Raw genomic sequence first — 24,361 nt, 5'->3', positions numbered from 1 at the left:
TTGTCCACCCATTCGGCGAGCCGGCGGAACACCTCGGGGGTGGGCGAGCCGGGCGCGGCGGTTCTCATCGCCGGCCTGGCCGTGCTCCGGCTCGCCCCGACGATCCACAGCCGCCGCCCCCGTACCCGCTGACCCCCGGCCACCGGCGCGACGGCCGCACGGCCGTCGCGCCGGCCCTACCCCGCCAGGTCCAGCCGCCAGTCGTTGGAGCGCATCAGGTGGCCGGGCGGATACTCGAAGTCGGTCTCGCCGAGCAGGGTGAAGCCGGCCTTGCGGCAGACCGCGTTCGAGGCCGGGTGGTCCACCGACGGGTACGCGTGCGCCCACCGATGCCGGCCCTGGGCACGGGCCTCGGCCGCCACGGCACGGACGCCCGCGGTGGCCAGGCCCCGCCCCTGGTACGCGGGGAGGATCGCCCAGCCCATCTCGTAGACCGGCTCGTCGTGCCAGACGCGTTCCCAGTAGCCGACGCTGCCGACCTTCAACCCGTCGGGCAGCGCCACCGTGAACATGCAGCCGCTGCGGGGGCCCGGCCCCTGCACGTACCGCTCGTGCCGGGCGAGCACCTCCTTGTCGGTCTCCGGGCCGCCGGTGTGGTACCGGACCTCCGGCGCGTTGAGGCGCCGCAGCAGGTCCAGGTCGTCCTCGTCCCACGGCGCGATGCGCACCTCGGTCATCCGTGTCCCCCCGTCCGTCGTGGGTTCCCGTTGAAGCAACCGCCGCCGACGGTGCGGGGTCACGGCGCTGGCCGCGCCGCTGGAGATGTCCCTGGCGGCGGCCTTCAAGCACGTGCAGGTCCTGGAGCGGGCCGGGCTGGTGCGCCGCACGGTCACCGGCCGGCGGCACGTCTGCCACCCGGCGACGCCGTGGCGGCGGTGGCCGAGCTGACCGGCGATCTGCACCTGATCGGCAGCGCGGCGCTGGCGCGGGAGCTGATCGCGGCGGGGCTGGTGGACGAGCTGCGGCTGATGGTGGACCCGGTGGTGCTGGGCGGCGGGAAGCGGATCTGGCCTTCCGACGGCGGGCCGCGGTCGTTCTCGCTGGTCGGCAGCGAAGCTGCTCCGCCCACCTGAGCTTCATCCGATCGTGGCGCCGCCGATGACTAGCCGGTGCCGCAACGGGTACCCGCGGCGGGCAGCCGGCTGGTCCCAGCGCGCTCGTGCTTCGCCGCGGGAGCGGGAACCGGCGCGGCGGCGGGTGCCGGACATCGGATCGGAGAGGTGATCCCCACGTGGCCAAGTTCCTGCTCAAGTCGTCCTACACGGTCGAGGGGCTCAGGGGACTGAGCAAGGACGGCGGGACGAAACGCGCCGAGATCGTCCGGGCGATGATCGAGAACCTCGGCGGCCGGATGGAGTCGCTGCACTTCGGGTTCGACGAGCAGCACGACACCTACGTGGTGTGCGAGTTGCCGAACCACGAGACGGCGGCCGCCATGGCGATCGCCATCCGGGTGACGGGCGGTCTGGAGACGCGGATCACCCCCATCCTGACCGCGGAGGAAGTCGACGAGGCGACCCGGATCAGGGTCGTGTACGAGCCGCCGGGCCGATGATCCGGCTCGGGTTCACCATGACCGGTGCGCCCTCGGCTCAGGACCGCCCGCGCTGGAGGATCAGCCGCCGTAGACGTGCAACACCGGTAGGTCGCGGTCGGCAAGGAGCATGGCCCGTAAGACGTCCTCAACGCTGTCCGCGACGTGCACTTGTGGTGGATTTCCCGGTGGTGCTGGGCGGCGGGAAGCGGATCTGGCCGTCCGACGGCGGGCTGCGGTTGTTCACGCTCGACAGCAGCGAGGCAACCAGCACCGGGGCGCTGCTGCTGCGCTACGTCCGCGCCGCTTGACGCCCGCCGGTAGCCTGCCGGCCGTGACGCACACCGAGCAGTCAGGCTCACCTGGACGGCTCGCCCGGCTCGGCCGGCGGCTGAACCACGCCGCCGTCATCCTGCCGGCGCTGCTGATCACCGGCGCGGCGCTGCTCTACGTCCCGTTCCACACCGGGTACGAGCAGGACCGCTGGGCCGAGGAACTGCGCGAGCGGGGCCGGCCGGCGCAGGCGTACGTGTACGACGTGCAGACGAAGAACCGGGGCACCACCATGTTCTTCCGGTACGAGCTCGACGGCGTCACCCACGAGCAGGAGGTCGCCTGCATGGAGGTGTGCCTACCGTGGCGCAGCACCACCCCGATCTGGGTGAGCCGGACCGATCCGAGCGACTTCGTCACCGACTTCGGCCAGCTCAGCGGCCATCGCGGCCGTTTCCAGGGCGGGGTGGGGGCGGTCGGTTTCGTGATCCTCGCGTTCCCGCTGGTCGGGTTGGTCGTCATGGGGTGGGGCCGGCTGACGGATCGCCTACGTCGGCGGCCGCAGCCTCGCGTCGTCAGCCGAGAGAGCCGGGTGTCGATGCCGCGGTCCAAGCGCAAGCGCTCCAGCAACCGGTGAGCTGCCTTACCACGGCGGCCTCAACCCTTGATCATTCCACTTAGGACGGACACAATGCCCGGATGATCAAGATTGTGGGCCGATGTCTCGCCCTCACCCTCACCGCCGTCGCCGGAACCGTCTGGCTCTCCTCGCCAGCCCACGCCGAGATCACCACGGACCAGCCAGCCACCAGCACCGCGGTGGCCGTGACGACCACCCAGCCGACATCCGACCAGACTCTCCAGCCCGGGTACGCCGAGGCCCTGGACATCGCGGTGGAACGGGCGTATGCGAGCCCGGCCGACTACTCGATGCCCTATGTGGAAAACGACCAGCTCATCGTGCCGGTGTCACAGACCGCGTCGGCGGAGACGATCGCCACCGCGTCGGCCGACATGACCGTCACGCCGGCGTCAACCGGGACGATCACCGACGACCCGAACACCCCCAGCACGGACCCCGACAAGGGCACCCTCACGACCACCACCACGAGCACGAAGAGCGGGACATTCACCCCGATGAAGGCTGAGGTCATCATCGAGCCGATGGTGGAGCGGGTGCCCTACACGATGGACCAGCTGACCGCCGCCCAGGACGAGGTGCTCACCCTTACCGACGACCAGTTGGTCGGCGCGGCCAACCTGCGCACGGCCACGATCGATCCGGTGAACAACCGGATCGTCATCAAGGCCGCGACGGTGACGCAGGAGATGCGCGAGGCGCTGGCCGCGCGATACGGCGCCAACCGGGTCGCCCTCCAGCTGGTGCCGGGGATGACGGTGCCGTCGCCGAAGAGCGGGCGGCAGTACGACACCGCGCCGTACTACGGCGGGGCCTACTTCTACACCTCGGTCGGCGGATGCTCGACCGCCTTCGCCTGGACCCACGAGGGCGTGCACTACATGCTCACGGCCGGCCACTGCACCTCGCTGAACGGCTGGGCGTACAACCGGAACGTGACCCTCGGTTACGTCTCGGCCGACAACTGGAACAACACCACCGGTTCGGTGAAGGTCAACGGCAAGGCCTACTACTCGGGCGACGCGTCCACCATCAAGCTGACGCAGACCTCCTACGGCCGCGTCTACAAGGGCTCGTCCACGTCGACCAGCTCGCGGGCGGTCACCGGCCGGATGGGTAGGCGCTCCTCCGTCGGGGACACCTACTGCGTCAGCGGCCAGGTCACCGGCGAGATGTGCGGCTTCCACGTGCACTCCACGTACGTGACTGTGCGATACACCGACGGCGCGACCCTGCGCAACGCCATGGAGGGCTACCGCTACGGCAACTGCACCCGGGGCGGCGACTCCGGCGCGCCGATCTACAACATCAAGAGCGACGGCACCGTCACCGCCCGGGGCATCCTCAGCGGCGGCAGCACCAACACCAGCGGTCACTGCTACGACTACTTCACCGACACCTACCTGGCCGAGCTGGCCCTGCCGGGCATCATCAAGCTCGGCAGCTAGGCACCGACGGGCGGGCTGCGCTCAGCAGCCCGCCTCGCGGCCGATCCGGTACCCGACCGCGGTTCCGCCCCAGCCCGCTGCCGGTACGCCGGATGCACGACCCTTGAGAATCAGCGGTGCACGGCCCAAAGCAGGATTAGGTGGTCGGCCGATCCTCGGTGGAGTGCCGTGGTGCGGCAGGCTGACGCCGGTGTCTGGGCGGCGTCAACCTGGTCGCGGAGGGCTTCGTCTGACGGGCCGCCATTCTCCGGGGTGGCGCCAGGAGCCCCTTGTAGACCTTCGAGTCGAATAGGACGTGAGCCCTCAGAACCGGGGCTTGGGGACCTGCCGGTTGAAGCGCGGCGTCAACGCCAGCACCAGGGCCTCCTTGTCGGCCTGCGGGTTGTCGCTCTCCCGCCAGCGGACGATGCACCGGCCGAGCCAGCTCGCGATGTCGCTCGCCGACGCCACCGGCCCGGACCGGTCGAGCAGCTGGCCGACCTGGTCGTGCAGCACGGACGAGGCCCGGTTGCCGGTCAGGTGCTGGCGCAGCCGGTCCCGCAGGTTCCCGGTCTGCCCCACGTAGATGACCGTGTCCCCCGCGACGACCACGTGCACGCCGGCCGCGCGGGGTGCGTCCGCGACGACGTCCATCGTGTACGGGCGAGAGACGGTGAAGCCCGTCAGCAGATCCTCATGTGCGATCTCGGTCATCCCCGGACGCTACCGATCACAAGCGCTTCCCGGCAGCCCCTGAAACGCCACCGGTTCAGAGGGGCCGAGCCAGTCGTACGTGGTCCAGGGACAGGTGACCAGCTCTGTCGTCCGCATACCCATGGGTACGGATCGCCGGCGGTCACCAGTTCATCAGGCTGAAGTCGATCGCCGCCCAGAGATGTCGGTGTGTCGCCGCGCGAGTCGACGGCCGAGGAGGACGACACCGCCGCCCAGGAGGACACCGGCGGCGAAGAGGACGCCTCGACCATCCGTCGGCCCGGCGGCGGCAGGCGTCGCTGCCGAAATGGGTTGCCGGAGCGTGTCCGCTGCGGGCCCAGCCGCGACGGCCGAACGGTAGCTCCGGTCGACGACGGCGGTGAACCGGCGGGCTCGCCGCGAGATCTCGGCCTTCATACGTGGCCCGCGCGCCTCGGCCCAGAACCGACGACCCGCCGCCCCCTGGAAGAACTGGTCGGCGAGCACCTCCAGGTGCGGCTCGGTGAGCACGTCGACCTCCCACATCAGCTGCCAGTGGGAGACGATCAGGTTGGTGTAGACGTGCTTGCGAAACCAGTCGAGATCCGTCGACTCCTCGATCGGCCCCCAGCATTCGAGAAGCCGGGGATCGTCGATGGCCATCTTCATCAGGTCGGTGTGCAGCGCCCGCAACGCCTGTTCCCGCGCCGCCTTGGCTTCCCGGGCCTGCAGGGTCAGTGAGGTGACCACCCCGATGAGGGCCAGCGCCGCGAGGATCGCCGAGGCCGCGCCGTACGTCTGGCCGACGTTGCCGAGCAGCGGCCAGTCGTATCCCGGCTGTTGGCCGATCCAGAGCAGCCCTACCGGGGAGAACAGCACCGCGACGAGCACGAGCAGCACGGCGAGGAGCAGAGCGGTCGGTGTCGCCGACCGGCGGGCCAGACCGGAGACCACTCGGAGTCGGGGCACCCTGCCTCCACGCTCGCTGGTGGAGGCAGGCTACTACAGGTGAGACGCCGGCGGCCTGATCCCGTCGACCTCACGACGGAAGAACGACTCGAACGGCTCGGCCTTCTCGAGCAGCGCCGTGACCTGCGCCCGGCATCCCTCGACCGCCACGCGGTCGACGACCTTGTCCGCGCCGACCGGTGTGCCGGACGGGTCGTAAATCACCTCGTACACAGCCTGGCGGCCGACGAGCAGCAGCTCCGGCACGGTGCCGTGCTCTGCCTCCAGGCCTGCGACCAGGCCGGCGTCGAGCACCCGGATCCGTTCGCCGGCGTCGGCGCGGTAACGGAGAAAGTGCAGCTCCCAGATGAGGTACGGAGTGAGTGGCAGCTCGACGATGCGCAGCCGTTGGAGCCCTGACCCGAGGTCGGCCAGCCGCGCGAAGAATCGCACCAGCTCAGGATTGGGTTCGGCGGCGATCCGCAGCGCCTCGTCCCAGCGGCCCGCAGCGAACGCCTCCCAGCTGGGGCTGCCCGGCTCGCGGAATGTCTGGATCCGCTCGGTCTTGAGGATGAGCCCATCGACGGATTCGACCGCAGCGTAGAAGTCGGCATCGTACTCAGCGAGGCTCAGGCGCTGGCGGGACACGGCGCGGAGCAGGTCACGCATCCGGGATGTCCGGCTTGGCCGCGACGATCATGCTGTGCGGGATGATCACCAGCCGCTCGTCCGCCCCGACCGTGACACCGTCAGGGAGCCGGCCGATGTAGGCCTCGGTCAGGTCACGGCCGATGACGGCGACATCTCCGTTGGACAACTCCCAGACGTCCGGGCAGGTGGTCGTGCCGCCACTTTCGCCCAACTCGGCGGCGGACCGCCCGAGTCGCCTGGTGAACGTGGCACCGGGATCCGCTTCCCAACGTCCGGCCATCGCCTGCTCCCGCCGTGGTGGATGGTGGTCAGATTAACAAGGACACCACCATCCATGGCGTCGTTCATCAATGTTTCTCAAGGGGTGCTACGTCCCGCCCAGGTGGGCGAGCATTGTCTGGTTCGCGGCCCAGCCGTCCGGGAACCTGACCGGCACGTCCAGGTGCACCGGCTCCGTCGACGGGTGGGCGTCCAGCAGCTCCCCGATGCCTGCCCGGGCCACCACGATGCAGGCGTGCCGGTGGCGGGAGGTCAGCACGCAGAGCCGCCCTGACTCCAGGTGGAACGCGGTCGCGTCCCGCCGCCCGGAGAGCGGGTGCAGCACGATCGTCACGTCGTACTCGCGGCCCTGGAGCCGGTTGGCGGTGTCGACGGTGATGCCCGCTCCCGCCTCGCCGAGGTGCTTGCGGATGGCGGCGACCTGATCGCGGTGCGCGGCCCCGACGGCGATCCGGTCCGCGGTGACCGGCGCGCCGGCCGGAACGTGCTCGGCAACCACCACCGCTCCCCGCCGCAACACCCGCAGCGCCAGCGCGGCGCACGCCGACGCCGCCTCCGCATCGGTACGCAGAGTGTGCCGGGCCGGCAGTTCGTGCAGCGCCCAGCCTGTAGCGGCGACGAGCTCGACCGCCGCGTCGAGCGCGTCGCCCGGTCCGGGTTCGGTGAGCGACAGCGCCCGGTCGTCGGGCCCGGTGCCGGCGCGGAAGCCGGTGAACGGGTAGAACGCCGCGGCGACCACCGGCGCCGCCGACGCGGGCAGCCGCCACGACACGGGCAGGCGGTGTACCGGCAGCTCGGGGTTGTGCCGCAGCAGCACCGCCACCGCCGCCTGCATCGGGTCCCAGGTCAGGCCGGTCCAGCGGGCGGTCTCGACGGTGGAGAACGGGTCGAGCTGGCCGGGATCGCCGACGAACAGCGCCCGCTCGAACCTGCCGGCCACGCGCAGCAGGGCGTCCGAGCGCATCTGGTACGCCTCGTCGACGATCGCCCACGGCCAGCAGCCCTCGGTGACGGTGGCCCACTTCGCCGCCGTACCGATGATGACGGCCGGACCGCCGAGGTCGGCGACCTTGGCGGCGACCCGTACCGTGTCGTGGCCCTGCACGCGGTCGGAGGGCCGGTAGTCGGCGGCGGAGAGCCGGCCGATACGCAGCTCGGGGGCCTTGCGGGCGAGGCGGTCGATGAGATCGTCGACCTGCTCGTTGGTCTGCGCGATGATGATCAGCGGCTCGCCGGCGGCGGCCAGTTCGACGGCGGCGCGCACCACGAGGGTCGACTTTCCGGCGCCGGGCGGCGAGTCGACCACCACGCCACGGTGGTCGCCGGAGCGCAGGTCGGCCAGCACGGCGGTGATCACCCGCTCCGCCTCGACCGCGGGCGGCACCTCCAGCCCAGCCAGCATTGACCTCACCTCCCGGCACGGCGTCTCCCGGACCCTACCGGCAGGGCACGACCATCCTCCGGTCACCTCACGTCCGCCGTCGAGTCCTCCCCCGGACGCGGATGGCCAGCTCAGATGCCTCCGTCGACGTGCAGGGTTTCCCCGGTGATGTAGGAGGACTGGTCGCTGAGCAGGAAGGCCACCACGTTGGCCACTTCCTCCGGCCGCCCGTAGCGCCTCAACGGGATTCTCTGGGAGTGGCGTTCGACGTACTCCCGCCGCTGTTCATTCCCCGGCCTCACCGGCCGCGCGGGGCAGCGGCACCCCGTCCTCCAGGTGCGGGCGCACCGGGCTGACGGTCTGACCGGGCTGGACGGCAAGTCCGGAGGGATGCTGCTCAACACGCCGACCTACCAACCAAACTTGATCATCGCAGAAGCGGCGCACCCCATTCATTTCGCGGGAATGCCGAGTCGCCTGAGCGCCTCTTCCGCCTCCCCGAGACCCAGCTCCTCGAAGATCGCCAGCGCCGCCAGCCACGCCGACTCGGCATCGCCGCTCGACTCGGCCGACAGGTGGCAGTCGCCAAGGTGCAGGAGCACGTCCCCGCACCCCGGACGGTCCCCGATCTCCTCGAACAGACGGTGAGCGCGGTCGAAGCTGGCCAATGCCCGTGCGTGCTCGCCGAGTTGCAGGTAGGTGACGCCCAGGCTGTCGTGAGTGGCCGCCTCGCCCCGGCGGTCGCCGAGATCGCACAGGAGCGTCAAAGCGCGTTCACCAAAGTGGACACCTTCTCCATGACGTCCCACGGCGGCAAGCAGGACACAGATCTTGTTCAACGCGTTTGCCAGGCCGGTCTGGTGCCCGACTCGTTCGTAGAACGCGACGCTCCGCTCAGCGTGGTCGAGAGCCAGATCCGGGCGGCCGTCCTGCTCGTATACATCGGACAGATCCAGCTCCAGATGACCGAGCGTCGCCGGATCGTCGAACTCGGTGAAGAGCTCGATCGCCCGCCGGAGGGCAGCCAGCGCGGCGTCCGGACGCCTCAGCCAGGTGAGCGCGCGCCCGTACCCCCGTTGGCTGTGCGCGACACCGAGCCGATCGCGGGACCGCTCGGCTGCACGCAGCGCCTTCTCCTGCACCTCGGCCCAGCCCTGCCAGTGACCCACCCGGTCCTGGTAGGTGGTCAGCGCCCAGCCGAGCTGCCACCGATACGGGTCGGTGGCGATGTCGACAGTCGCCAGCAGCACGGGATACTCGACCTCGAACCACGCGAGCGCATCCCGATGATCGGCCAACAGCTCCTCGGTCGCACCGGGAGCGAGCGCGATGCGGTCCCGGCGCGGCGCGAGCAGCAGCGAGCCCTTCACAGCGGCATGCAGGTAGTGCCCGAACATGCGCTGCAATGCCGACGCCTGCTCCATCTCGCTCTCGGAGGCCCGGACCAGCTCGTGCGCGTACGCCCAGAGCAGGTCATGGAAGCGGAACCGACCGGGCGACGGCTCCTCCAGAAGGTGCGCACCCGCGAGTCCGCGCAGGTGCCGGCGCGCGACCGCCATCGGCATGCCGGTGAGAGAAGCGGCGGCGGCCACTGAGATCTCGGGGCCTGGATGCAGCGCAAGCAGCCGGAACATCCTGGCACTCGCCTCGCCGAGGTTCAGGTAGGAGTATGCGAACGCCCCGCGAACGTCGGCAGCTCGGTCGCCGACCTCCAATGCGGACAGCACGGCGTGCGCGCCACGTAGCTCCGCGGCGAGTGCGGCGAGCAGGAACCCGGGGCGCGCCGCGGCCCGCGCGGCGACAACGGCGAGCGCGAGTGGCAGCCTCCCGCACCGCTCGATGATCTCCGCTGCCGCCTGCCCCTCAGCGGCGACCCGCTGCGTGCCGAGGCGAGACGCCAGGAACACGTGCGCCTCGTTCACGGCGAAGACATCGAGGTTGAGCAGGTACGCGCCCTCGGCCGCCGCAAGCCCGGCGAGCTGATCGCGGCTGGTCACCAGCACCATGCTGCCCGGTGCGGCAGGAAGGATCGGCCGCACCTGCTCGGCGTCGCGAGCGTTGTCCAGCACGATCAGCATCCGCCGCCCGGCCATCAGGCTGCGATAGCGGGCCACCTGGGCATGCGGGGTCGTCGCCATGCGCTCGCTCGGTTGCAGCGCCTCCAGGAACAGCCGCACCACCTCACCTGAGCTCATGGCAGGCCGGGCGGGGTCGAAGCCGCGCAGGTCGACGTAGAGTTGACCGTCGGAAAACGACTCCTTGACCGCGTGTGCCCAGTGGACGGCCAACGTCGACTTGCCAACGCCCGCCATGCCCGAGATCGCGCAGATCAACGGCGTGGCGCCGGTCCAGCCGGCCAGCAGCCCGTCCAAGCCGGCGAGTTTGCCGGCACGGCCCGAAAACCCCCGCGGCGCGAGCGGAAGCTGTTCCAGGACTTGCGCCGCCGAATCGGCTGTTACACCCAGCAGCTCCCGATAGAGCCCTTCCAGTTCGGGGGCCGGGTCGACGCCGAGATCCTCGCGCAACCTGCGGCGCACCGCATGGTAGGCGGCGAGCGCAGCAGCCCGCTGCCCGGTGCCGACCAACGCCGCCATCAGGCGCAGGCCTACGGCCTCGTCCAAGGGGTCGGCTTCGGCGAGCGGGCGCAGCACCGTCAGCGTCTCGTCGTGCGGTGCGCCCGCGTCGGCATACTCGATGATGCAGGCACGTCTCTCGCGGCCGAGTGCGATCAGGGCCGGATGTGCCTGCAGCGCGGGCAGGTCGGCCAGCGGCTCGCCGCGCCACATCGCGGCGGCCTCCCGATAACGTCGCACGGCCTCCGCCCGCTCACCACACGCCATCAGCCCGCGGGCACGCGCCAGGATCTGCCGGAAGGTCAGCAGATCCAGTTGGTCCACGGTCACGTCCAGCAGATAGCCGCCACCGGCCGCGACGACCTGCACCGGGTATGCGCCCAGCCGAGCACGCAGCCGGGAGACGTGACTCTGCAGGAGCTGCGCCGCGTTCCGCGTACCCCACAAGAGCTCGATGAGCTGGTCCCGAGGCACCGGAACGCCAGGTGACAGCGCAAGCAGGGCGAGCAGTTCGCGCCGCTTGGGCGAGCCGAGGTCGACCATGACCGGTCCAGCGGTGATCTGAAGTGGCCCGAGCAGTTGTATCCGCATGTCCTGCGAGTTGTGGGAGTCGTCGCGAGCGAAGCGAATCAGGTCCGCCGTCTCCAGCGTCGACAGGCCGAGCGCCGCAGCCAGGCGGCGAAGCGTGGCCGGCCGGGGCCGAAGCACCCGCCCCTGCTCCACATCGCGCAGCCCGGCGAGGCTGATGTCGGCGCAAGCCGCGAGCGCCGCCTGGCTGAGCCCGGCACGGCGGCGCCGCCCACGGATGTAGTTGCTCAATGGGGACGGACCGCCCTGCGCATTGCCCGCCATCGTGCCGCTCCCGTACCCAAACCGTACCGCGTTGATCTCACCGGGCCCGCCGTTAGGGCCATTGGCCCTCGGCCACCCGTCGGCGATCCGTCGACTATATGACAGCGGCAAACAGGAGCCTTGGGTGATCAGGCCCTTTCGCGAGTAGGAGACCACATGAGACAGACGAGCGGGCGGCGGTTGCGCCTGGTCGGCATCGGTCTGGCGGCCGCTGCCGGGCTGGCGCTGACCGTCGGATTCGGCGGCGAGCGCGAAGTGCAGTACGACGCGCAGCCCGAATCGGTTGCACACAGTAAGGAGATGTACTTCTTCAGCAGCGTCGACAGCATGGTCGCCACCTCGCATCTGGTCGTCTACGGCACCGTGAGCGCGGTCGGCGAAGGCCGCTTCACGGGCGCCGATGAAGACGGATCCACTACCAGCCAGGTCCGCCTGCGCAACGCGACGATCACCATCTCCGACGTGCTGCACAACCCGAAGTTGAAGCCCATTCCGCCGAGCATCACCCTCGAGGAGGAAGGCTGGGATTCGCAGGGCCGCGGCTACATCGTCAACGGCGTCGCGTGGAGCGAGGTCGGCGACACCGGCTACTTCTTCCTGCGGCACTCGTTTGGCACCGACACCTACACACTGACCAGCTCGGATGGTCGCGTGCTCAGCAAGGACGGGGCGCTGGTCCCGAGCAACACCGAGCGTCAGCTGGCCGGCCAGATCACTGCGATCCAGCCCGACATGTTCTCCGTCCACGTCTACAACGCAAGCCAGGACTACGCCGCCGGATTGCTCGGCTCGGCGGACACCGTCGACTCGCAGCCCGATTCCACGGAAGGACCAGGCGCATGAGGCGCACCGTCATCGCCGTCGCCACCGCGATCCTGACGATCGCCGTCGCGGCGTCACCCGCGGCAGCCAGCCACGGCAACAAGGCCAACGCGGGCCCGCCGGACAACGCCCAGCAGGACGTCCAGACGAACAGTTTGACCACCGGCGGGACGGCGGCCTACTCGCACGGCCGGGCGCAGCTGGACCGGACCGACATCACTATGAGCACCGGTGGCTCCGACCTGCACGTCTACGACGCGAGCTACAGCTCGTCCTGGTACGGGCAGACCTCGTGCACGGATCGCAACTGGCTCAACGGCAAGTGCGACCACATGGACATCAAGTTCAACACCCGGCTGATGAGCGGGGCGAGTACCTCCAAGTGGCAGAGCCTGGGGTGCCACGAGTTCGGGCACTCGGGCGGGCTCGGCCACCGCTACCGCAGCACGGACAGCAACGACAACTCGTGCATGCGCGACGATATCTGGCCCAAGTACCTCGACACCCATGACATCGATGCTGTCAACCAGTACGTCTAGGCGTCTGGCCGTCGGCGCGGCAGCGGTCGTTCTCGTCGCCGTCGGGGGCTGGCTGCTCCGGCCGGAGAGCCTGCCGACGGAGTGGCCGGACAAGGCCAGCTTCTGCGTCCAGGCGAAAGCGTTCGAGGTGGCCAACCAGGACCACGTCACCGGCGAGGAACGCCTCGCGGCGGCACGGGCCATGGAGCAGTCCTCGCCCGAGGCGCTGCGGGACGAGCTGCGTGTACTCGTCGACGATCTGGTCCCCGAGTCCGAGCCGCACTCGCACGTCTCCGCCGACGAGTTTCAGGAGATCACCGTCAAGGTGGGCGAGTTCGTGGAACGCGCCTGCGGGGTCAACCTCCCCAGCATCCGCACCTGAGCAGCGGGTGGCCCGGGACTCCCGGGCCACCCGCCGTTCAACCTTCGCTCAATCCGGGGCGCCGTGCCGGCCGGCGCCGGCGGTGGACCGGGCCGCCCCGGCCGCCGCGTCGGTGGCCAGCGACGCCGTCCCGTACGCCAGCCCGGTCGCCATCGCCTCCGGCTCGGGCCGGCCGCCGCCGGCCAGCAGCGCGGCCCGGTCGTTGCGCAGGCAGGTCTGCGGATGCCGATCTCCGCCGCCAGCCGCTCGGCCTACGCCCGGGCCGCCCCTGGCGGGACCAGCCGGTTGACCAGGCCCATCGCGTACGCCTCCTCGGCGGGCACCGGGCGGCCGGTGAGGATCAGATCCGTCGCCCGGCTCTCGCCGATCAGCCGGGGCAAACCGGACCGTCCGAGCGCATCTGGTACGCCTCGTCGACGATCGCCCACGGCCAGGAGCCCTCGGTGACGGTGGCCCACTTCGCCGCCGTACCGATGATGACGGCCGGGCCTCCAGCCCAGCAAGCATCGACCACACCTCCCGTTCAGTGGATGGCGACGGGCGTCTTCCCCTGCTCTCCCTGCTGGTCGTCGAGCAGGTGCGACCGCTCACGCCGGCGGGGCAGGAACGCGGCCGGGATGAATGTGACCAGCACCAGCGCGAACGCCACCCAGAACGTCGTGGCGAAGGAGCTGGCGGCGAAGTGGAGGCCGCGCTCGATGAGCGACGGGTCGACCGGGAACTGCTGGGTCAGTTCCGGCCGCTGCTGGGCGGCGATGGCCAGCCCGGCCTCGGTGGCCGGCTTGCCGCTCGGATCGGTCACACCGGGGATCTGCTGGGAGCCGTTCAGCTCGTTGGTGAGGATCACCGACATCACCGCGGCGCCGACGGAGCCGCCGATCTGCTGGAGGATGTTCACCAGCGTGGAGCCGCGGGCCACCTCGGGGCCGGTGAGGCTCTTCAGCGCCGAGGTCATGATCGGCATCATCGTGCCGCCCATGCCCAGGCCCATCACGAACAGCGAGCCGCAGAGCAGCACGTACGAGGTGTTCGGGTCGACCTGGGTGAAGGTGAAGAACCCGGCGACGATCAGCACCAGCGCGAACGGCACCGTGCGGCCGACCGGCACCTTGTCGGCCAGCATGCCGGCGATCGGCATGGTGAGCACCGCGCCGATGCCCTGTGGCGCCATCAGCAGGCCGGCGGCCAGCGTCGACTCGCCGCGCACCTGCAGGAAGTAGCTCGGGAACAGCAGGCCGGCGCCCATGAACGCGATGATGAAGACGAACATGGTCACCGCAGCGATGGTCAGGTGGCGGTTGCGGAACAGCCGCAGGTCGAGCAGCGGGTGCTGCGGCTTGAAGGAGTAGAGGACGAACGCCACCACCAGCGCGGCGCCGATCAGCATGGGGACCCACACCTTGGGGTCGGCGAACGTGCCGGCCTCGGGCAGCGAGGAGACGCCGTAGAGGAACAGGGCTAGCCCCGGCGAAAGCATCAGCATGCCGAGGAAGTCGAACGACTCCGACGGCTGGGGGTTGTCCTTCGGCAGGGCCAGCTGCGCGTAGATCAGCGCGATGACGCCGATCGGCAGGTTGATCAGGAAGATCCAGTGCCAGCTCGCCACGTCGATCAGCCAGCCGCCGAGGATGGGGCCGCCGATCGGGCCGAGCAGCATCGGGATGCCGAGGACGGCCATCAACCGGCCGATCCGGTGCGGCCCCGCCGCCCGGGTCATGATCGTCATGCCGATCGGCATGAGCATGCCGCCGCCGAGGCCCTGCAGCACGCGGTACGTGATCAACTGCCCGATGGTGTCGGCGGTGGCGCACAGACCGGACCCGATTATGAACAGCGCCAGGGCGACCATGTAGAGGCGTTTGGTGCCGAACCGGTCGGCAGCCCACCCGCTGAGCGGGATGACCGTGGCCAGCGCGAGCGTGTAGCCGGTCATTGTCCACGCGACGCGGGCGTAGGACACGCCGAACTCGTTCTGGAACGTCGGCAGCGCGACGCTGACCACCGTCACGTCGAGGATCGACATGATCGCACCGAGCACGACGACGCCGGCCACCTTGAGAACCGCGGCGTCGAGCTTGTCCGATGTCGGGACAGGCTGCGGCGCCGCGACAGCTTGCTGTGTCACGAATTCTCCTGAAGTCGGATCTGACCGAACGGGTGAGCGGTGGTGGCGGCGCGGCCCCGGCCGATGGGCAGGCGCGACGTGCGGAGGGGTGACGCTCGCAGGCAGATTAACCGCCGCTGCCGACAGTCCGCCCTTGGATTAGCTTTCAGCGCCTCGACTTGTGAGGACGATTACGGCCGGCCCGGTGGCGGGCATGACGACAACGGCAAGGGCGGCGAAGACATGACCAGCCGGCGCGCATTCACCACCGACCGGTCAGCGGCTACCCACCCGGGACCCCGGACGCGCCGACCTGACACGGCGTCACCGGGGGCTCTGCAAGACGACCCGGACACCGAGGAGGGCTGGTTCTACGTCCCCCGGCGAGAGGGCATCGACACGGACATCATCCGTGTGCCCGAGCGCAAGACGACTCCCCGCCCCGCGGCAGACTAAGCGCCGGTTGGGCGGCGTGGCTTTGGCACGGTGCTCGCTCCGTGGGCGAGCTTCTCATCGCTGCGCGGGAACTACTCCTCAATGCCGGGCCGGATCTCGGCCGGCATTGCGACGCGGATGACCATCTCAGATGCCTCCGTCGACGTGCAGGGTTTCCCCGGTGATGTAGGAGGACTGGTCGCTGAGCAGGAAGGCCACCGCATTGGCCACCTCCGCCGGCCGCCCGTAGCGGCCCAACGCGACTCTCTGGGAGTGGCGCTCGACGAATGCCCGCCGCTGTTCGGACGAGACTCGCGCCGCCTCCTCGGTTTCGATCGTGCCCGGCGCGACCACGTTGACGCGGATGCCCTGCGGGCCCAGTTCCTTGGCCAGCGAGCGCATCAGCCCGACGAGGCCGGCCTTTGCCGCGGTGTAGTGTGCCCGCTGCGGGATCCCGACCATGGCCACCTTGGAACCGATGGCCACCACCGAGGAGCCCGCTGTCATCAGCGGCAGTGTCTTGTTGACGACGAGGTAGGCCGCGGTGAGGCTGGTGTCCACCACCCGGTGCCACTCCTCGGGCGTCAGCTCGGCGAACGGCACCTGGCTGATCACCCCCGCGTTGTGCACCAGGCCGTGGAGCGTCCGGTCGGTGCTCCGGGCCTCGCCGACGAGCCGCTCGACGTCCTCGGCGTCGGTCACGTCGGCCCGGATCAGCTGGTGGGTGCCCGGCGTTTCCTTGAGTTGCTGGGCGAGCGCATCGACGTGCTCGCCTTCGGTCCGGTAGCAGGCGACGACATTCGCTCCGGCGGTGGCCAGCCCGAGGGTGATGCCGCGACCGATTCCCCGGGCCCCTCCGGTGACGATGACGTTCTTGTCGGCGAGTTGACCGGTCATGGCTCCCTCTTCTCGCGGTAGGGCCGACCGGGCTCTTCCCATCGTCTCGCCATGCTCGTCTCCTGCCGTCGCGACCACATGACATCGTCGCCGGTCGACACGTCAGGCTAACAACGGCAGCCCGCTTTGCGCTAGTCACAGTGGATCTTTCCGGATAAGTCCGCTACGCGAAACCGTCTCTCGTGGTGGGTTGTTCCGCTCCTGGCTGTGGCCACGCCTCGTCGGCCACACGCGCGGACTGCCAGGCCCGGAGGGCGTTCTTGATCCGCTGGTTCTCGGCGAGCGCCTGGTCGCGCTCGCGGATGCGGTCGTGCAGCTCGTAGGCGAGGCGGTGCACCAGGGCGTCGACGTCGCCGGGCCGGTAGCCGCGCCGGCCGGGCGGGGTGCGCGGCAGGGTGACGGTGGCGAGGCTGTCCGGGGTGAGCGGGCCGGCGAGGGCGTTGCGGCTGCGGTAGACGGCCATCACGCCTCCGGCAGTTTCGGCAGGTGGATGCGGTCGTCGAGCACGCCGGCGGCGAGCAGCCGCAGCCGGGCGCCGGCCAGCATCGCGGGCGGCCCGCAGACGAGGACGTCCTGGCCCTGCCGGTGGTGGTTCTCCGCGATGGTGAGCGCGTCGCCGCGCTCGGTTTCCTCCGCCCAGGGGTCGTGCGAGAGGGCGGGCACGATGGTCAGCCAGTCGTGGGCGCGCTGGAGCTGGTCGAGGGTGATCGCGTCGTACAGCTCGGTGAAGGTGCGGGCGCCGACGACGAGGGTCACCCTTCTGTCGGCCGGGTCGGCGACGACCTGCTCCACCAGGGAGCGCAGCGGGGCCAGGCCGGTGCCGCCGGCGATGAGGAGCAGGTCACCGTCGCGCAGGTGCAGGCCGGTGTCGCGGGGTGGGCCGAGGTGGAGCAGCTCGCCGGGGCGTACCTCGTGGACGAGGCTGCGGGAGACGGACCCGGCGGGGACGGCGCGGACGTGCAGTTCGAAGGTGCCGTCGGGGCGCGGGGCGTTGGCCGGGGAAAGCCAGCGCCAGCGGCCGGGTTGGCGCGGCGTGCACACCGGGACGGCCTGGCCGGGGCGGTGGGGCAGGCGACGCCAGGGACGTACGGTCAGGATGGCGATGGTGTCGCACGGCCGGTCGTGGGCGATGACCTCGGCGGGCCACCACGGCGGACCGTCATCGCCCGGTCTCATGACCTCGGCCGGTACTTTGCTGCCCGCGGCTCCGGCGATCAGGTCGGCGTGCGGGAACAGGTCGTGGTGACGGAAGGCGCGGCCGAGCACCGTGAGCAGCGCGGCTCGCTCCGTCGGCTCCGCGCCCGTGGCGAGCTGACGCAGGGCGTCGAGGAGCAGTGGGGCGTCGTGTGCCGCGAGCCGGGGTCGCAGCGCGTCGCGCAGGTCGTCGGCGGCGCTCACCCGCACACCGCCTTGCGCACCCGGTCGATCTGATCGCCGGGCAGGTCGAGCGCCCAGAGCACCCCCACCAGGTAGTCGGCGATCCGCCGCCGCTGCGCCTCCGACAGGCCGAGGCCCGCCCAGGCGTCCGCCGCCGGCTCGTCACCGCTCGCGGCGGTGACGCTCGCGCCGAGGTGCGCGGCGAGCCGGTCCAGATCAACCCCGATGAGGTACGGCGACAGCTCCGCGTCCGCGACGACCAGCCGCAGCCACTGGTTCACGACTGTCGTCACGTCCACGGTCATACCCACGCGTCCTGGTCTGTCAGGCCGGCGGCTTCGATGGTCGCGCTCGCCCAGCGGGCGAGACGGCAGGGGTACGGGACGCGTTCGCTGCGGCACAACTCGCCCTCCGGCCAGCTCTCCGGGGTGTGGATGCGGAGGGCTCGCAGGGCGAGGGTGAGGTCCTCGTCGGTGACCGGGGTGAGGACGGGGAAGTCTGCTACGGCCGCGCTCATGGTTGTCGTCCCTTGGCGTCTGGGGAGGTGGAGTGGCACCGGGGCGGGCGGGGACGGGGGTGCGCGACGGGGGACGCGAACTCCCGGAGCCCGGCACCCGCCCCGGGCCATGCGTCCACCCTCGACGAGCAGCTCGGATACCAGAATGACTACGGGCTGCACCTAGGCGGTAACCGCACTGCACCTACTGCCTATAAGGTGCACGATGACCTACCTCGACGTGAGCTGAGGGGGCACGATGACGACCGTGCAGCGATGGACCGGCCGGGAGACCAGGACGCTCCGCCACGCCCTCCGGATGAGCATCCGCGACTTCGCTACGCACCTCGGCGTAGCGGAACGGACCGTGTCCAAGTGGGAAGCCTGCGGGGCTGACGTCACTCCCCGCCCCGAGATGCAGGCCGCGCTCGACACCGCTTTGAGCAAGGCTGCACCGGAAGCACGGACCCGCTTCTCGTCGGCGGTTCACGTCCCCTCGGCTGTGTCGCCCGACCTGCCGACGGACCGACCTGATCTCGCGGCAACGGCCCGAGAGCAGGTAGCCCGGGCCCGCCAGGCCCTCGGGGTGACCGCGGAAGACTTCGCTGCCCTCCTGGGCAGGGCTTTGACCTGGCAGCCGGGCGCTGATGACGTCTCCGCCTGGGAGACGACGAGTGTTCCTCCAGGAGACGTCATTCTCGCGTTGCCAACCCTGACAGGCCGACCCGCTACACCCGCGCACGGCGATGAACGGCTCGGTGACCTCGTAGCTGTTTTTTCGAGCCGGTCGGAGTTCTCCACCCACCTGCCGCCCGATCTGCTGTTAGGTGGGGTGAAGCGAGTACGTGCCGTCGGCCTCTCACTCAACCTGCTGACCCAGGGCTTCGCTGACAGCCGATGGCGCGATCTGATCGAGGGTGGTGGGAGGATCAGCTGCCTGTTCCTCGATCCCGCCGGATCGGCCATCGAGGCACGCGAGGCGGAGGAAGGCTTTCCAGCGGGTCAGCTCTCCGGGCTCACCAAGCTCAACATTGAGACGCTCATGCGCGTCCGCGACAGGCTGCCGGAGAGCCTGCGTGATCACATGAAGCTGGCCGTCTACGACGACACCCTGCGCTTCAACGTGGTCCTGGCCGACGACGTCTGCGTGGCCCAGCCCTACCTACCCGAGAGTCGCGGGGTGGACTCCCCCGCCTTCCTCGTCAGGCGGCGGCAGGATCGAGCCTGTCTGTATCCGGTCTTCGAGCAGTTCTTCGAGACGCAATGGGAGCGGGGACGGCAGCTGTGAGCGATTATGCCGACCTGCTCTCTGTCGCCGAGAGGGCGGTCGCTCGGGCGGCCGAGATGATGCGGCACCGATCCCCGGGCGCCCTAACCGCTAAGGGAGACCGGGACTTCGCCTCGCAGCTCGACTATGAGGTCGAGCGGGAAGTCCATGCCTTCCTCCGGGACGCCACCCCCGAGATCGGCTTTCTTGGCGAGGAGGACGGAGTCCACGGTGCGGGCGAGATGCAATGGGTGCTTGACCCGATCGACGGGACGGCGAACTTTGTGCGAGGCATCCCGCTCTGCGCGGTCTCGCTGGGGCTGCTGCACGATGACGCTGCGGTCCTCGGCGTCATCGAGCTGCCCTTCCTGGGCAACCGCTACGCCGCCGCCCACGGCAGCGGGGCGACGGTCAACGGAAAGCCGATCAGGGTGAGCGCCACCAACAGACTCAACGACGCGATCGTGGCGATCGGCGACTACGCCGTGGGCGCAGGTGCCGACGCCAAGAACCGGATGCGGCTCGCCCTGACAGCGCGGCTTGCTGAAGAAGTGCAACGAGTGCGGATGACCGGCACGGCGGCGCTCGATTTGGCCTGGCTGGCGGAAGGCAGGATTGACGCAGCGCTCACTCTTTCCAACCATCCGTGGGACATGACGGGCGGCACGGCCATCGCCAGAGAGGCGGGTGCCGTCGTCGTCGACCGTGACGGAAGCAGCCACAGCCCTCGCTCGTCTATGACCCTCGGCATCACTCCCGCCTTGGCCGAGCAGGTGCTTGAGCTGATCAATGAGGTCGCACCGTCGGGATGAGAATCTAACCTCCGGTTGCCGGGAGTTGCCATCGACGCCGGCCGGAAAGCTCTGGCCAGGAGTCCAGCGGTGTTGCATGTGGCCCCAGGTCTATGGCTTCACGGAGGTGAGGGTGATCCGAAGTTCCTGAATGACCCTCAACGCCTCCTCCTCTTCGATGTCCTCGGCCCATTGCAGGCGCCACATCGACCCGTCGGCCAGTACTGCGTCGAGCGCGCGTATGGCCAGATCTCGCAGCGATGGAGCTACCCGAACGTCTCGGCGGCCGAGGAGGAATCGCGGAGCGTAGGCCGATTCCGACGGCGGTATGCCCGTGAGGGACTGGAGCACGGTCGCGGCTGCCGCGATGGCTCGAGCTGCGTTCTGCGGGGCGAGGGTGCGTCCCGCCAAGACAGCTGCCTCGAGGCTGTCGTGCACGAGATCCATGCGTTGGTCGGGCGCGCGGCTCTCCAGCGCGCCGCACCACTCGACCGCGTCGTCGTTGTCGAACGGACCGACCTGCCACGTCGCCATCGCTCCCCCTCTGAATCGCGTAACCAAACCACATCGCTCGGGTGACTCAGCTTCGGGCTCGGGATTTGTGGGGGTGTCACTACCAAGGACCAACAGGTCCGCGGTATGCTTCTGCCATGCTTGATCTGCCAGGGGAGCCAGTCGGAGACCAAACCTCGGTGGAGTTGTTCGCCGGTGGCGGCGGTCTGGCGATGGCCGTCCATCGAGCGGGTTTCCGGCCCCTGCTGGTCAACGAGCTCGTCAAGTACGCCTGCGACACGCTCAAGGCCAACGCTGCGGCTTCGAGGGGCGAGAGCGAGCGCGTTCCCTCCGCTGGTGAGCGGTGGCCCTTGGTCGAGGGGGACGTGAGCGGGGTCCGGTTCGGCTACCTTTGGGATCGCGTGGACCTACTGGCCGGGGGGCCACCCTGTCAGCCGTTCAGCCTGGGCGGCGTCGCGAGGGGTGATGAGGACAAGCGCAACATGTTCCCGGAGATGTTCCGCGCCATCCGCGAGATTCAACCCAAGGCCGTCATCTGTGAGAACGTCCGCGGCTTGCTGCGTCCGTCCTTCAGACCGTATTTCGAGTACATCGAGCGTGAGTTGCGACTGCCGTTCGTGGAGCGCGACGACGGCGCTACCTGGCGTGAGCATGACGAGGTGCTGCGAGAGCGATTGGCCGAGGAGCCGTCAGACCCGAAGCAGCGATACGAGGTCGTGACCACGACGGTGAACGCTGCCGACTACGGCGTTCCGCAGATCCGCAACAGGATCATCATCGTGGCGTTCAGGTCGGACCGTGGGGTCGACATCGAGGGCTTCAAGCGAGCCGTGCGCCCACCCTACTCAGAGACCGCGTTGATCCGTTCGATGTTGGACGGCTCCTACTGGGAGCGACACCCGGACGTCCCCGATCACGTACGTCGGCGTGTCATGTCCCGGCTGCCAGGCACTCCCCCGAAGGACGACGGCAAGCTGCCGTGGCGCACTCTGCGGGACGCGCTTAAGGGGCTTGACGGACAGCGCCCGCTACCCCCGGTGCCTTGGGACAGACTCGACCGGCGGGAGTACCGGCTCGGTGGGTTCACCGATCACATCGGCTGGCCGGACGCGCGTATCTACGCTGGCCACACCCCGAACGAGCTTGACCGGCCGGCGAAGACAGTCAAAGCCGGGGTGCATGGCGTACCCGGCGGGGAGTCGGTGCTGTTGACCGACGAACTGCTGCCCGAGCCGCTCGAAGGCTCGCCCTACGGCTACAAACATCGATACATGACGGTACGCGAGACAGCGCGAGTCATGACCTTCCCCGATGACTGGAAGCTCGCCGGCCCTCGGGGTGAGCAAATGCGCCAACTCGGCAACGCCGTGCCCGTCGTGCTTGGTGAGTTCTTCGCCCGAGCCATCGCCACCGCTCTCGACGAGGCCGAGAGCCAACGGTGATGTCATCGTCGACCCGGCCCGACCAGCGCTGGGCTGACAAGCCCCCGGATCCGAGAGCCTGGAAGGGGCGAAAGGGCCGCAGTCGGAGCGCGGCGTCGGCTGAACAAGACCGGGCCGCCGGCGGGTCCGACCGGCGGTGGGTCGATCTCGGCGATGGACGCCAGGCTCGCGCGTCCGTGGAACTCAAACTACTGCCGCGAACCCGACGGATCCGGGCATATCTGCGGTGGTCGGATAATGGGCGCTCACCCGCCCGATATCTCGGCGAGGTCGAGCACGGCACCCGAGCCGAGAATCTGGCCGAGGGGTGGCGGCTCGCTTGGGCACGGGGGCTTCTGACCGCGCCAGAGACCGCCGCGACCTCCTGGGCGAAGAGCCCGGCCGTGCGTGCTGTGATGCGCGCCAACAAGGCTCGCGACACAGGCCCCGAACGGCGACTACGCTCGCTCCTACACAAGGCAGGCCTGCGATACCGGGTCAACGCTCGACCACTGCCCGCTCTGCGCCGCACCGCCGACGTGGTGTTCCCTGCCGTCCGCGTCGCGGTATTCGTTGACGGCTGCTACTGGCACGGATGCCCCGAGCACTATCGCCCCGCCCGCGCGAACGACCAGTTCTGGCGCGACAAGATCGACGGGAACCGCGCTCGCGACCGGGAAACGGACCAGCTACTCGCCGACGCCGGCTGGACCGTGATCCGAATCTGGGAACACGAGGATCCCACGGGGGCCGCCAATCGCGTTGAAGAAGTGGTTCGCCGGGCGGTCCTTACTCGGCCATCTCGTCCGGGAATGCTGGGCAAGACAAGCGACACAGCGCCGACGGCCAGGTCAGAGGCCGAATCCGCCGATGGCCGGGATCCGGGCTGAGCCGAGGGGGACTACCGCCAGCGCGACCGGTCAAGCACAACCGGCCGGAGGTCCATCGGGTAGTCGCTTCGGTCCGCCGACCGCCATGCTTCCTGTGGGACCGGGCGTGGTTGACCGGTACCGACGTCTCAACAATCAGCCTGCCTAAGCCGTCGAACGCCGCCGTTCGTTCGAGAGTGGTGGCGTGGGTGTCGGCGTTTCTCGGTAGACATGCTGGTGGTGCCAGGTCAGGTATTTGGCGCGCGGAGGCAAGGCGGCGGCGGGCAGGAGAAGACGGTCAGCCAATGGCGGTCGGCCAAAAGCGGCCCGGGTCGCCGGGTCCGTGTGAACGGCGGCCGCGAGAGAGTGTTTGAGGTGGATGCGCAGGCCGCCGTTGACGGTTATCAGCCCGGTGTCGAACGCGACGTCATGCGTTGGGCAGGCGGTGAGGCCGTTTCGCGCGTCTAGCCGCTCGGCGTGGGTGCTCGCCCGCCACGGCTTGATGTGGCTGGCTACCAACATCCGGGCTGCGCTGCTACCTGCCAGGTTGACGGAGAGACCACAGAAGACACACCGGTGTCCGTGGTTGCGCAGCACCTCGTTGGCGAATCGGTGCTGACCGACTCGTACGGCGGCCACGAGTAGCCGCTCTGTCGTCCGCTCGTCGAGGTCGGCTCGCGACTCGAGCCAGCACGCCGAGGTTGACTGTACGGTGACCTCGACTTCTGTTCTGTCGAGTTCGTCTTGACCGAGCAGGTGCAGTTCAGAGTTGTCGTCGGCGAGTTCGAGAAAGTCGGGCAGTCCTTCTGAGCCGATGCCGACGTCCCGCGCGGCAGCGAGTATGACTCGGTAGACAGCACTGAGACGCCCGGGAGTCGCAAGGAGGTGGGCGGCTACCTCGATCTCGTGCTTCGCGCCATTGCGTCTGCTGCCATCGAGGTTCGCCATCTTCGCCAGCACACTGCTGTTGGGTCTCTGGAACAGGCGCGCGAGCGTGGGTACGGGCTCTTCGGCCTTGTGAGCGGTCGAGCCACCGTACTTTCGATGGTTGACGATCAGACTCGCGGCAAGGCAGGCCAGCGTCTCGACGGGGAGGAACGCCACCTGCCGGCCGACCGTGGCCGGCGTGCGGGTGAGAATGGAACACCACTGCTCACGGGCGGAAGTGGGGCGGATCTCCACGTATTCCTTGACGCTTGGCACCCAGATCGGTCCCTC

At 69.6% G+C, this 24,361-nt stretch carries 29 protein-coding genes and 2 pseudogenes; 14 read left to right on the top strand and 17 right to left on the bottom strand.

Translation table 11 applies throughout. The features are described 5' to 3' along the window. Positions 1-132 (top strand): hypothetical protein, encoded by a 132-nt coding sequence (locus AB0I41_RS03020; RefSeq protein WP_357101174.1) that lies wholly within the window; start codon positions 1-3, stop codon positions 130-132. A gap of 44 nt (positions 133-176) precedes the next feature. Here the strand turns inward: AB0I41_RS03020 and AB0I41_RS03015 are convergent, their stop codons facing one another. Next, on the bottom strand, positions 177-677 hold the full coding sequence (locus tag AB0I41_RS03015; RefSeq protein WP_357101172.1) for a GNAT family N-acetyltransferase: 501 nt from the start codon (positions 675-677) through the stop codon (positions 177-179). A 52-nt stretch (positions 678-729) separates the two neighbouring features. Here AB0I41_RS03015 and AB0I41_RS03010 point away from each other — a divergent pair. From AB0I41_RS03010 to AB0I41_RS02985, 6 genes and pseudogenes are all read left to right on the top strand, one after another. Then, positions 730-888, top strand: a pseudogene (locus tag AB0I41_RS03010) (hypothetical protein); the annotation flags it as partial. Further along, on the top strand, positions 876-1,073 hold the full coding sequence (locus AB0I41_RS03005) for a dihydrofolate reductase family protein (RefSeq protein ID WP_357101170.1): 198 nt from the start codon (positions 876-878) through the stop codon (positions 1,071-1,073). The pseudogene AB0I41_RS03010 and the gene AB0I41_RS03005, both read left to right, overlap by 13 nt. Before the next feature lie 158 nt (positions 1,074-1,231). Further along, positions 1,232-1,555, top strand: coding sequence for a GYD domain-containing protein (locus tag AB0I41_RS03000; RefSeq protein ID WP_357101168.1), 324 nt, complete (start codon positions 1,232-1,234; stop codon positions 1,553-1,555). A gap of 155 nt (positions 1,556-1,710) precedes the next feature. Then, a complete protein-coding gene (locus tag AB0I41_RS02995; RefSeq protein ID WP_357101166.1) occupies positions 1,711-1,845 on the top strand; it encodes a hypothetical protein in 135 nt (44 codons plus the stop codon). Positions 1,846-1,868: 23 nt separating this feature from the next. Beyond that, complete coding sequence (locus tag AB0I41_RS02990; RefSeq protein ID WP_357101164.1) at positions 1,869-2,444, top strand: hypothetical protein; 576 nt, start codon at positions 1,869-1,871, stop codon at positions 2,442-2,444. A gap of 62 nt (positions 2,445-2,506) precedes the next feature. Then, positions 2,507-3,895 (top strand): S1 family peptidase, encoded by a 1,389-nt coding sequence (locus AB0I41_RS02985; RefSeq protein WP_357101162.1) that lies wholly within the window; start codon positions 2,507-2,509, stop codon positions 3,893-3,895. A 303-nt stretch (positions 3,896-4,198) separates the two neighbouring features. On the opposite strand, the gene AB0I41_RS02980 is transcribed toward AB0I41_RS02985, so the two are convergent. From AB0I41_RS02980 to AB0I41_RS02950, 7 genes are all read right to left on the bottom strand, one after another. Then, positions 4,199-4,588: a GIY-YIG nuclease family protein gene (locus AB0I41_RS02980; protein ID WP_357101160.1), complete on the bottom strand. Its 390-nt coding sequence runs from the start codon at positions 4,586-4,588 to the stop codon at positions 4,199-4,201. 153 nt (positions 4,589-4,741) lie between these two features. After that, positions 4,742-5,536, bottom strand: a complete 795-nt coding sequence (locus tag AB0I41_RS02975) for a DUF6082 family protein (protein ID WP_357101158.1) — start codon at positions 5,534-5,536, stop codon at positions 4,742-4,744. Between the two features lie 33 nt (positions 5,537-5,569). Next, positions 5,570-6,184: a DUF6879 family protein gene (locus tag AB0I41_RS02970; protein ID WP_357101156.1), complete on the bottom strand. Its 615-nt coding sequence runs from the start codon at positions 6,182-6,184 to the stop codon at positions 5,570-5,572. Beyond that, positions 6,177-6,446 carry a hypothetical protein gene (locus AB0I41_RS02965; protein WP_357101154.1) on the bottom strand — a complete coding sequence of 90 codons (270 nt, stop codon included), beginning with the start codon at positions 6,444-6,446 and terminating at the stop codon, positions 6,177-6,179. The genes AB0I41_RS02970 and AB0I41_RS02965 overlap by 8 nt, the downstream gene beginning before the upstream one ends. An 87-nt stretch (positions 6,447-6,533) precedes the next feature. Next, positions 6,534-7,847 carry an AAA domain-containing protein gene (locus AB0I41_RS02960; protein WP_357101152.1) on the bottom strand — a complete coding sequence of 438 codons (1,314 nt, stop codon included), beginning with the start codon at positions 7,845-7,847 and terminating at the stop codon, positions 6,534-6,536. A 110-nt stretch (positions 7,848-7,957) separates the two neighbouring features. Next, positions 7,958-8,128 carry an SDR family oxidoreductase gene (locus AB0I41_RS02955; protein ID WP_357101150.1) on the bottom strand — a complete coding sequence of 57 codons (171 nt, stop codon included), beginning with the start codon at positions 8,126-8,128 and terminating at the stop codon, positions 7,958-7,960. Positions 8,129-8,278: 150 nt separating this feature from the next. After that, on the bottom strand, positions 8,279-11,251 hold the full coding sequence (locus AB0I41_RS02950; RefSeq protein ID WP_357101148.1) for a BTAD domain-containing putative transcriptional regulator: 2,973 nt from the start codon (positions 11,249-11,251) through the stop codon (positions 8,279-8,281). A gap of 156 nt (positions 11,252-11,407) precedes the next feature. On the opposite strand from AB0I41_RS02950, the gene AB0I41_RS02945 reads away from it, so the two are divergent. From AB0I41_RS02945 to AB0I41_RS02935, 3 genes are read left to right on the top strand one after another with little or no spacing between them, the layout of a single operon-like run. After that, the gene (locus AB0I41_RS02945) at positions 11,408-12,094 is read left to right on the top strand and encodes a hypothetical protein (RefSeq protein ID WP_357101146.1); all 687 of its coding nucleotides are present in this window, start codon (positions 11,408-11,410) and stop codon (positions 12,092-12,094) included. After that, a complete protein-coding gene (locus AB0I41_RS02940; protein ID WP_357101144.1) occupies positions 12,091-12,612 on the top strand; it encodes a hypothetical protein in 522 nt (173 codons plus the stop codon). Before AB0I41_RS02945 ends, AB0I41_RS02940 begins: the two co-directional genes overlap by 4 nt. Continuing rightward, a complete protein-coding gene (locus AB0I41_RS02935; protein ID WP_357101142.1) occupies positions 12,590-12,973 on the top strand; it encodes a hypothetical protein in 384 nt (127 codons plus the stop codon). Before AB0I41_RS02940 ends, AB0I41_RS02935 begins: the two co-directional genes overlap by 23 nt. A gap of 48 nt (positions 12,974-13,021) precedes the next feature. Here the strand turns inward: AB0I41_RS02935 and AB0I41_RS02930 are convergent. The 7 genes and pseudogenes from AB0I41_RS02930 to AB0I41_RS02900 all read right to left on the bottom strand — a co-directional run. After that, positions 13,022-13,353: pseudogene (locus tag AB0I41_RS02930) on the bottom strand (enoyl-CoA hydratase-related protein); the annotation flags it as partial. 143 nt (positions 13,354-13,496) lie between these two features. Continuing rightward, complete coding sequence (locus AB0I41_RS02925; RefSeq protein ID WP_357101140.1) at positions 13,497-15,098, bottom strand: DHA2 family efflux MFS transporter permease subunit; 1,602 nt, start codon at positions 15,096-15,098, stop codon at positions 13,497-13,499. A 561-nt stretch (positions 15,099-15,659) separates the two neighbouring features. Beyond that, positions 15,660-16,409 carry an SDR family oxidoreductase gene (locus AB0I41_RS02920; protein ID WP_357101138.1) on the bottom strand — a complete coding sequence of 250 codons (750 nt, stop codon included), beginning with the start codon at positions 16,407-16,409 and terminating at the stop codon, positions 15,660-15,662. Between the two features lie 163 nt (positions 16,410-16,572). After that, the gene (locus AB0I41_RS02915; RefSeq protein WP_357101136.1) at positions 16,573-16,872 is read right to left on the bottom strand and encodes a hypothetical protein; all 300 of its coding nucleotides are present in this window, start codon (positions 16,870-16,872) and stop codon (positions 16,573-16,575) included. After that, positions 16,872-17,807 carry an FAD-binding oxidoreductase gene (locus AB0I41_RS02910; protein ID WP_357101134.1) on the bottom strand — a complete coding sequence of 312 codons (936 nt, stop codon included), beginning with the start codon at positions 17,805-17,807 and terminating at the stop codon, positions 16,872-16,874. The genes AB0I41_RS02915 and AB0I41_RS02910 overlap by 1 nt, the downstream gene beginning before the upstream one ends. Then, the gene (locus AB0I41_RS02905; protein WP_357101132.1) at positions 17,804-18,079 is read right to left on the bottom strand and encodes a hypothetical protein; all 276 of its coding nucleotides are present in this window, start codon (positions 18,077-18,079) and stop codon (positions 17,804-17,806) included. The genes AB0I41_RS02910 and AB0I41_RS02905 overlap by 4 nt, the downstream gene beginning before the upstream one ends. An 8-nt stretch (positions 18,080-18,087) precedes the next feature. Continuing rightward, the gene (locus AB0I41_RS02900; protein ID WP_357101130.1) at positions 18,088-18,303 is read right to left on the bottom strand and encodes a hypothetical protein; all 216 of its coding nucleotides are present in this window, start codon (positions 18,301-18,303) and stop codon (positions 18,088-18,090) included. A 238-nt stretch (positions 18,304-18,541) separates the two neighbouring features. Between AB0I41_RS02900 and AB0I41_RS02895 the strand changes: the two genes are divergently transcribed. Then, the gene (locus AB0I41_RS02895) at positions 18,542-19,570 is read left to right on the top strand and encodes a DUF5919 domain-containing protein (protein ID WP_357101128.1); all 1,029 of its coding nucleotides are present in this window, start codon (positions 18,542-18,544) and stop codon (positions 19,568-19,570) included. Then, positions 19,567-20,361 carry an inositol monophosphatase family protein gene (locus AB0I41_RS02890; protein ID WP_357101126.1) on the top strand — a complete coding sequence of 265 codons (795 nt, stop codon included), beginning with the start codon at positions 19,567-19,569 and terminating at the stop codon, positions 20,359-20,361. Before AB0I41_RS02895 ends, AB0I41_RS02890 begins: the two co-directional genes overlap by 4 nt. Before the next feature lie 90 nt (positions 20,362-20,451). On the opposite strand, the gene AB0I41_RS02885 is transcribed toward AB0I41_RS02890, so the two are convergent. Then, the gene (locus AB0I41_RS02885) at positions 20,452-20,874 is read right to left on the bottom strand and encodes a DUF4259 domain-containing protein (protein WP_357101124.1); all 423 of its coding nucleotides are present in this window, start codon (positions 20,872-20,874) and stop codon (positions 20,452-20,454) included. A gap of 116 nt (positions 20,875-20,990) precedes the next feature. On the opposite strand from AB0I41_RS02885, the gene AB0I41_RS02880 reads away from it, so the two are divergent. Both AB0I41_RS02880 and AB0I41_RS02875 read left to right on the top strand, forming a co-directional pair. Further along, positions 20,991-22,295 (top strand): DNA cytosine methyltransferase, encoded by a 1,305-nt coding sequence (locus tag AB0I41_RS02880; protein WP_357101122.1) that lies wholly within the window; start codon positions 20,991-20,993, stop codon positions 22,293-22,295. 176 nt (positions 22,296-22,471) lie between these two features. Beyond that, complete coding sequence (locus AB0I41_RS02875) at positions 22,472-23,164, top strand: very short patch repair endonuclease (RefSeq protein WP_357101120.1); 693 nt, start codon at positions 22,472-22,474, stop codon at positions 23,162-23,164. A 144-nt stretch (positions 23,165-23,308) separates the two neighbouring features. Here the strand turns inward: AB0I41_RS02875 and AB0I41_RS02870 are convergent, their stop codons facing one another. Continuing rightward, complete coding sequence (locus AB0I41_RS02870) at positions 23,309-24,346, bottom strand: HNH endonuclease (RefSeq protein WP_357101118.1); 1,038 nt, start codon at positions 24,344-24,346, stop codon at positions 23,309-23,311. Positions 24,347-24,361 lie beyond the last annotated feature (15 nt).

This window comes from Micromonospora sp. NPDC050200 (assembly GCF_040656135.1).
Taxonomy (GTDB): domain Bacteria; phylum Actinomycetota; class Actinomycetes; order Mycobacteriales; family Micromonosporaceae; genus Micromonospora.
This window is presented reverse-complemented; position numbering and strand designations above follow the sequence as displayed.

Coding starts and splice junctions, on each gene's coding strand:
- AB0I41_RS03015 (WP_357101172.1), bottom strand. CDS start 677: ATGACCGAGGTGCGCATCGCGCCGTGGGACGAGGACGACCTGGACCTG.
- AB0I41_RS02985 (WP_357101162.1), top strand. CDS start 2,507: ATGATCAAGATTGTGGGCCGATGTCTCGCCCTCACCCTCACCGCCGTC.
- AB0I41_RS02980 (WP_357101160.1), bottom strand. CDS start 4,588: ATGACCGAGATCGCACATGAGGATCTGCTGACGGGCTTCACCGTCTCT.
- AB0I41_RS02970 (WP_357101156.1), bottom strand. CDS start 6,184: ATGCGTGACCTGCTCCGCGCCGTGTCCCGCCAGCGCCTGAGCCTCGCT.
- AB0I41_RS02965 (WP_357101154.1), bottom strand. CDS start 6,446: ATGGCCGGACGTTGGGAAGCGGATCCCGGTGCCACGTTCACCAGGCGA.
- AB0I41_RS02960 (WP_357101152.1), bottom strand. CDS start 7,847: ATGCTGGCTGGGCTGGAGGTGCCGCCCGCGGTCGAGGCGGAGCGGGTG.
- AB0I41_RS02950 (WP_357101148.1), bottom strand. CDS start 11,251: ATGGCGGGCAATGCGCAGGGCGGTCCGTCCCCATTGAGCAACTACATC.
- AB0I41_RS02945 (WP_357101146.1), top strand. CDS start 11,408: ATGAGACAGACGAGCGGGCGGCGGTTGCGCCTGGTCGGCATCGGTCTG.
- AB0I41_RS02940 (WP_357101144.1), top strand. CDS start 12,091: ATGAGGCGCACCGTCATCGCCGTCGCCACCGCGATCCTGACGATCGCC.
- AB0I41_RS02935 (WP_357101142.1), top strand. CDS start 12,590: ATGCTGTCAACCAGTACGTCTAGGCGTCTGGCCGTCGGCGCGGCAGCG.
- AB0I41_RS02920 (WP_357101138.1), bottom strand. CDS start 16,409: ATGACCGGTCAACTCGCCGACAAGAACGTCATCGTCACCGGAGGGGCC.
- AB0I41_RS02915 (WP_357101136.1), bottom strand. CDS start 16,872: ATGGCCGTCTACCGCAGCCGCAACGCCCTCGCCGGCCCGCTCACCCCG.
- AB0I41_RS02900 (WP_357101130.1), bottom strand. CDS start 18,303: ATGAGCGCGGCCGTAGCAGACTTCCCCGTCCTCACCCCGGTCACCGAC.
- AB0I41_RS02895 (WP_357101128.1), top strand. CDS start 18,542: ATGACGACCGTGCAGCGATGGACCGGCCGGGAGACCAGGACGCTCCGC.
- AB0I41_RS02885 (WP_357101124.1), bottom strand. CDS start 20,874: ATGGCGACGTGGCAGGTCGGTCCGTTCGACAACGACGACGCGGTCGAG.
- AB0I41_RS02880 (WP_357101122.1), top strand. CDS start 20,991: ATGCTTGATCTGCCAGGGGAGCCAGTCGGAGACCAAACCTCGGTGGAG.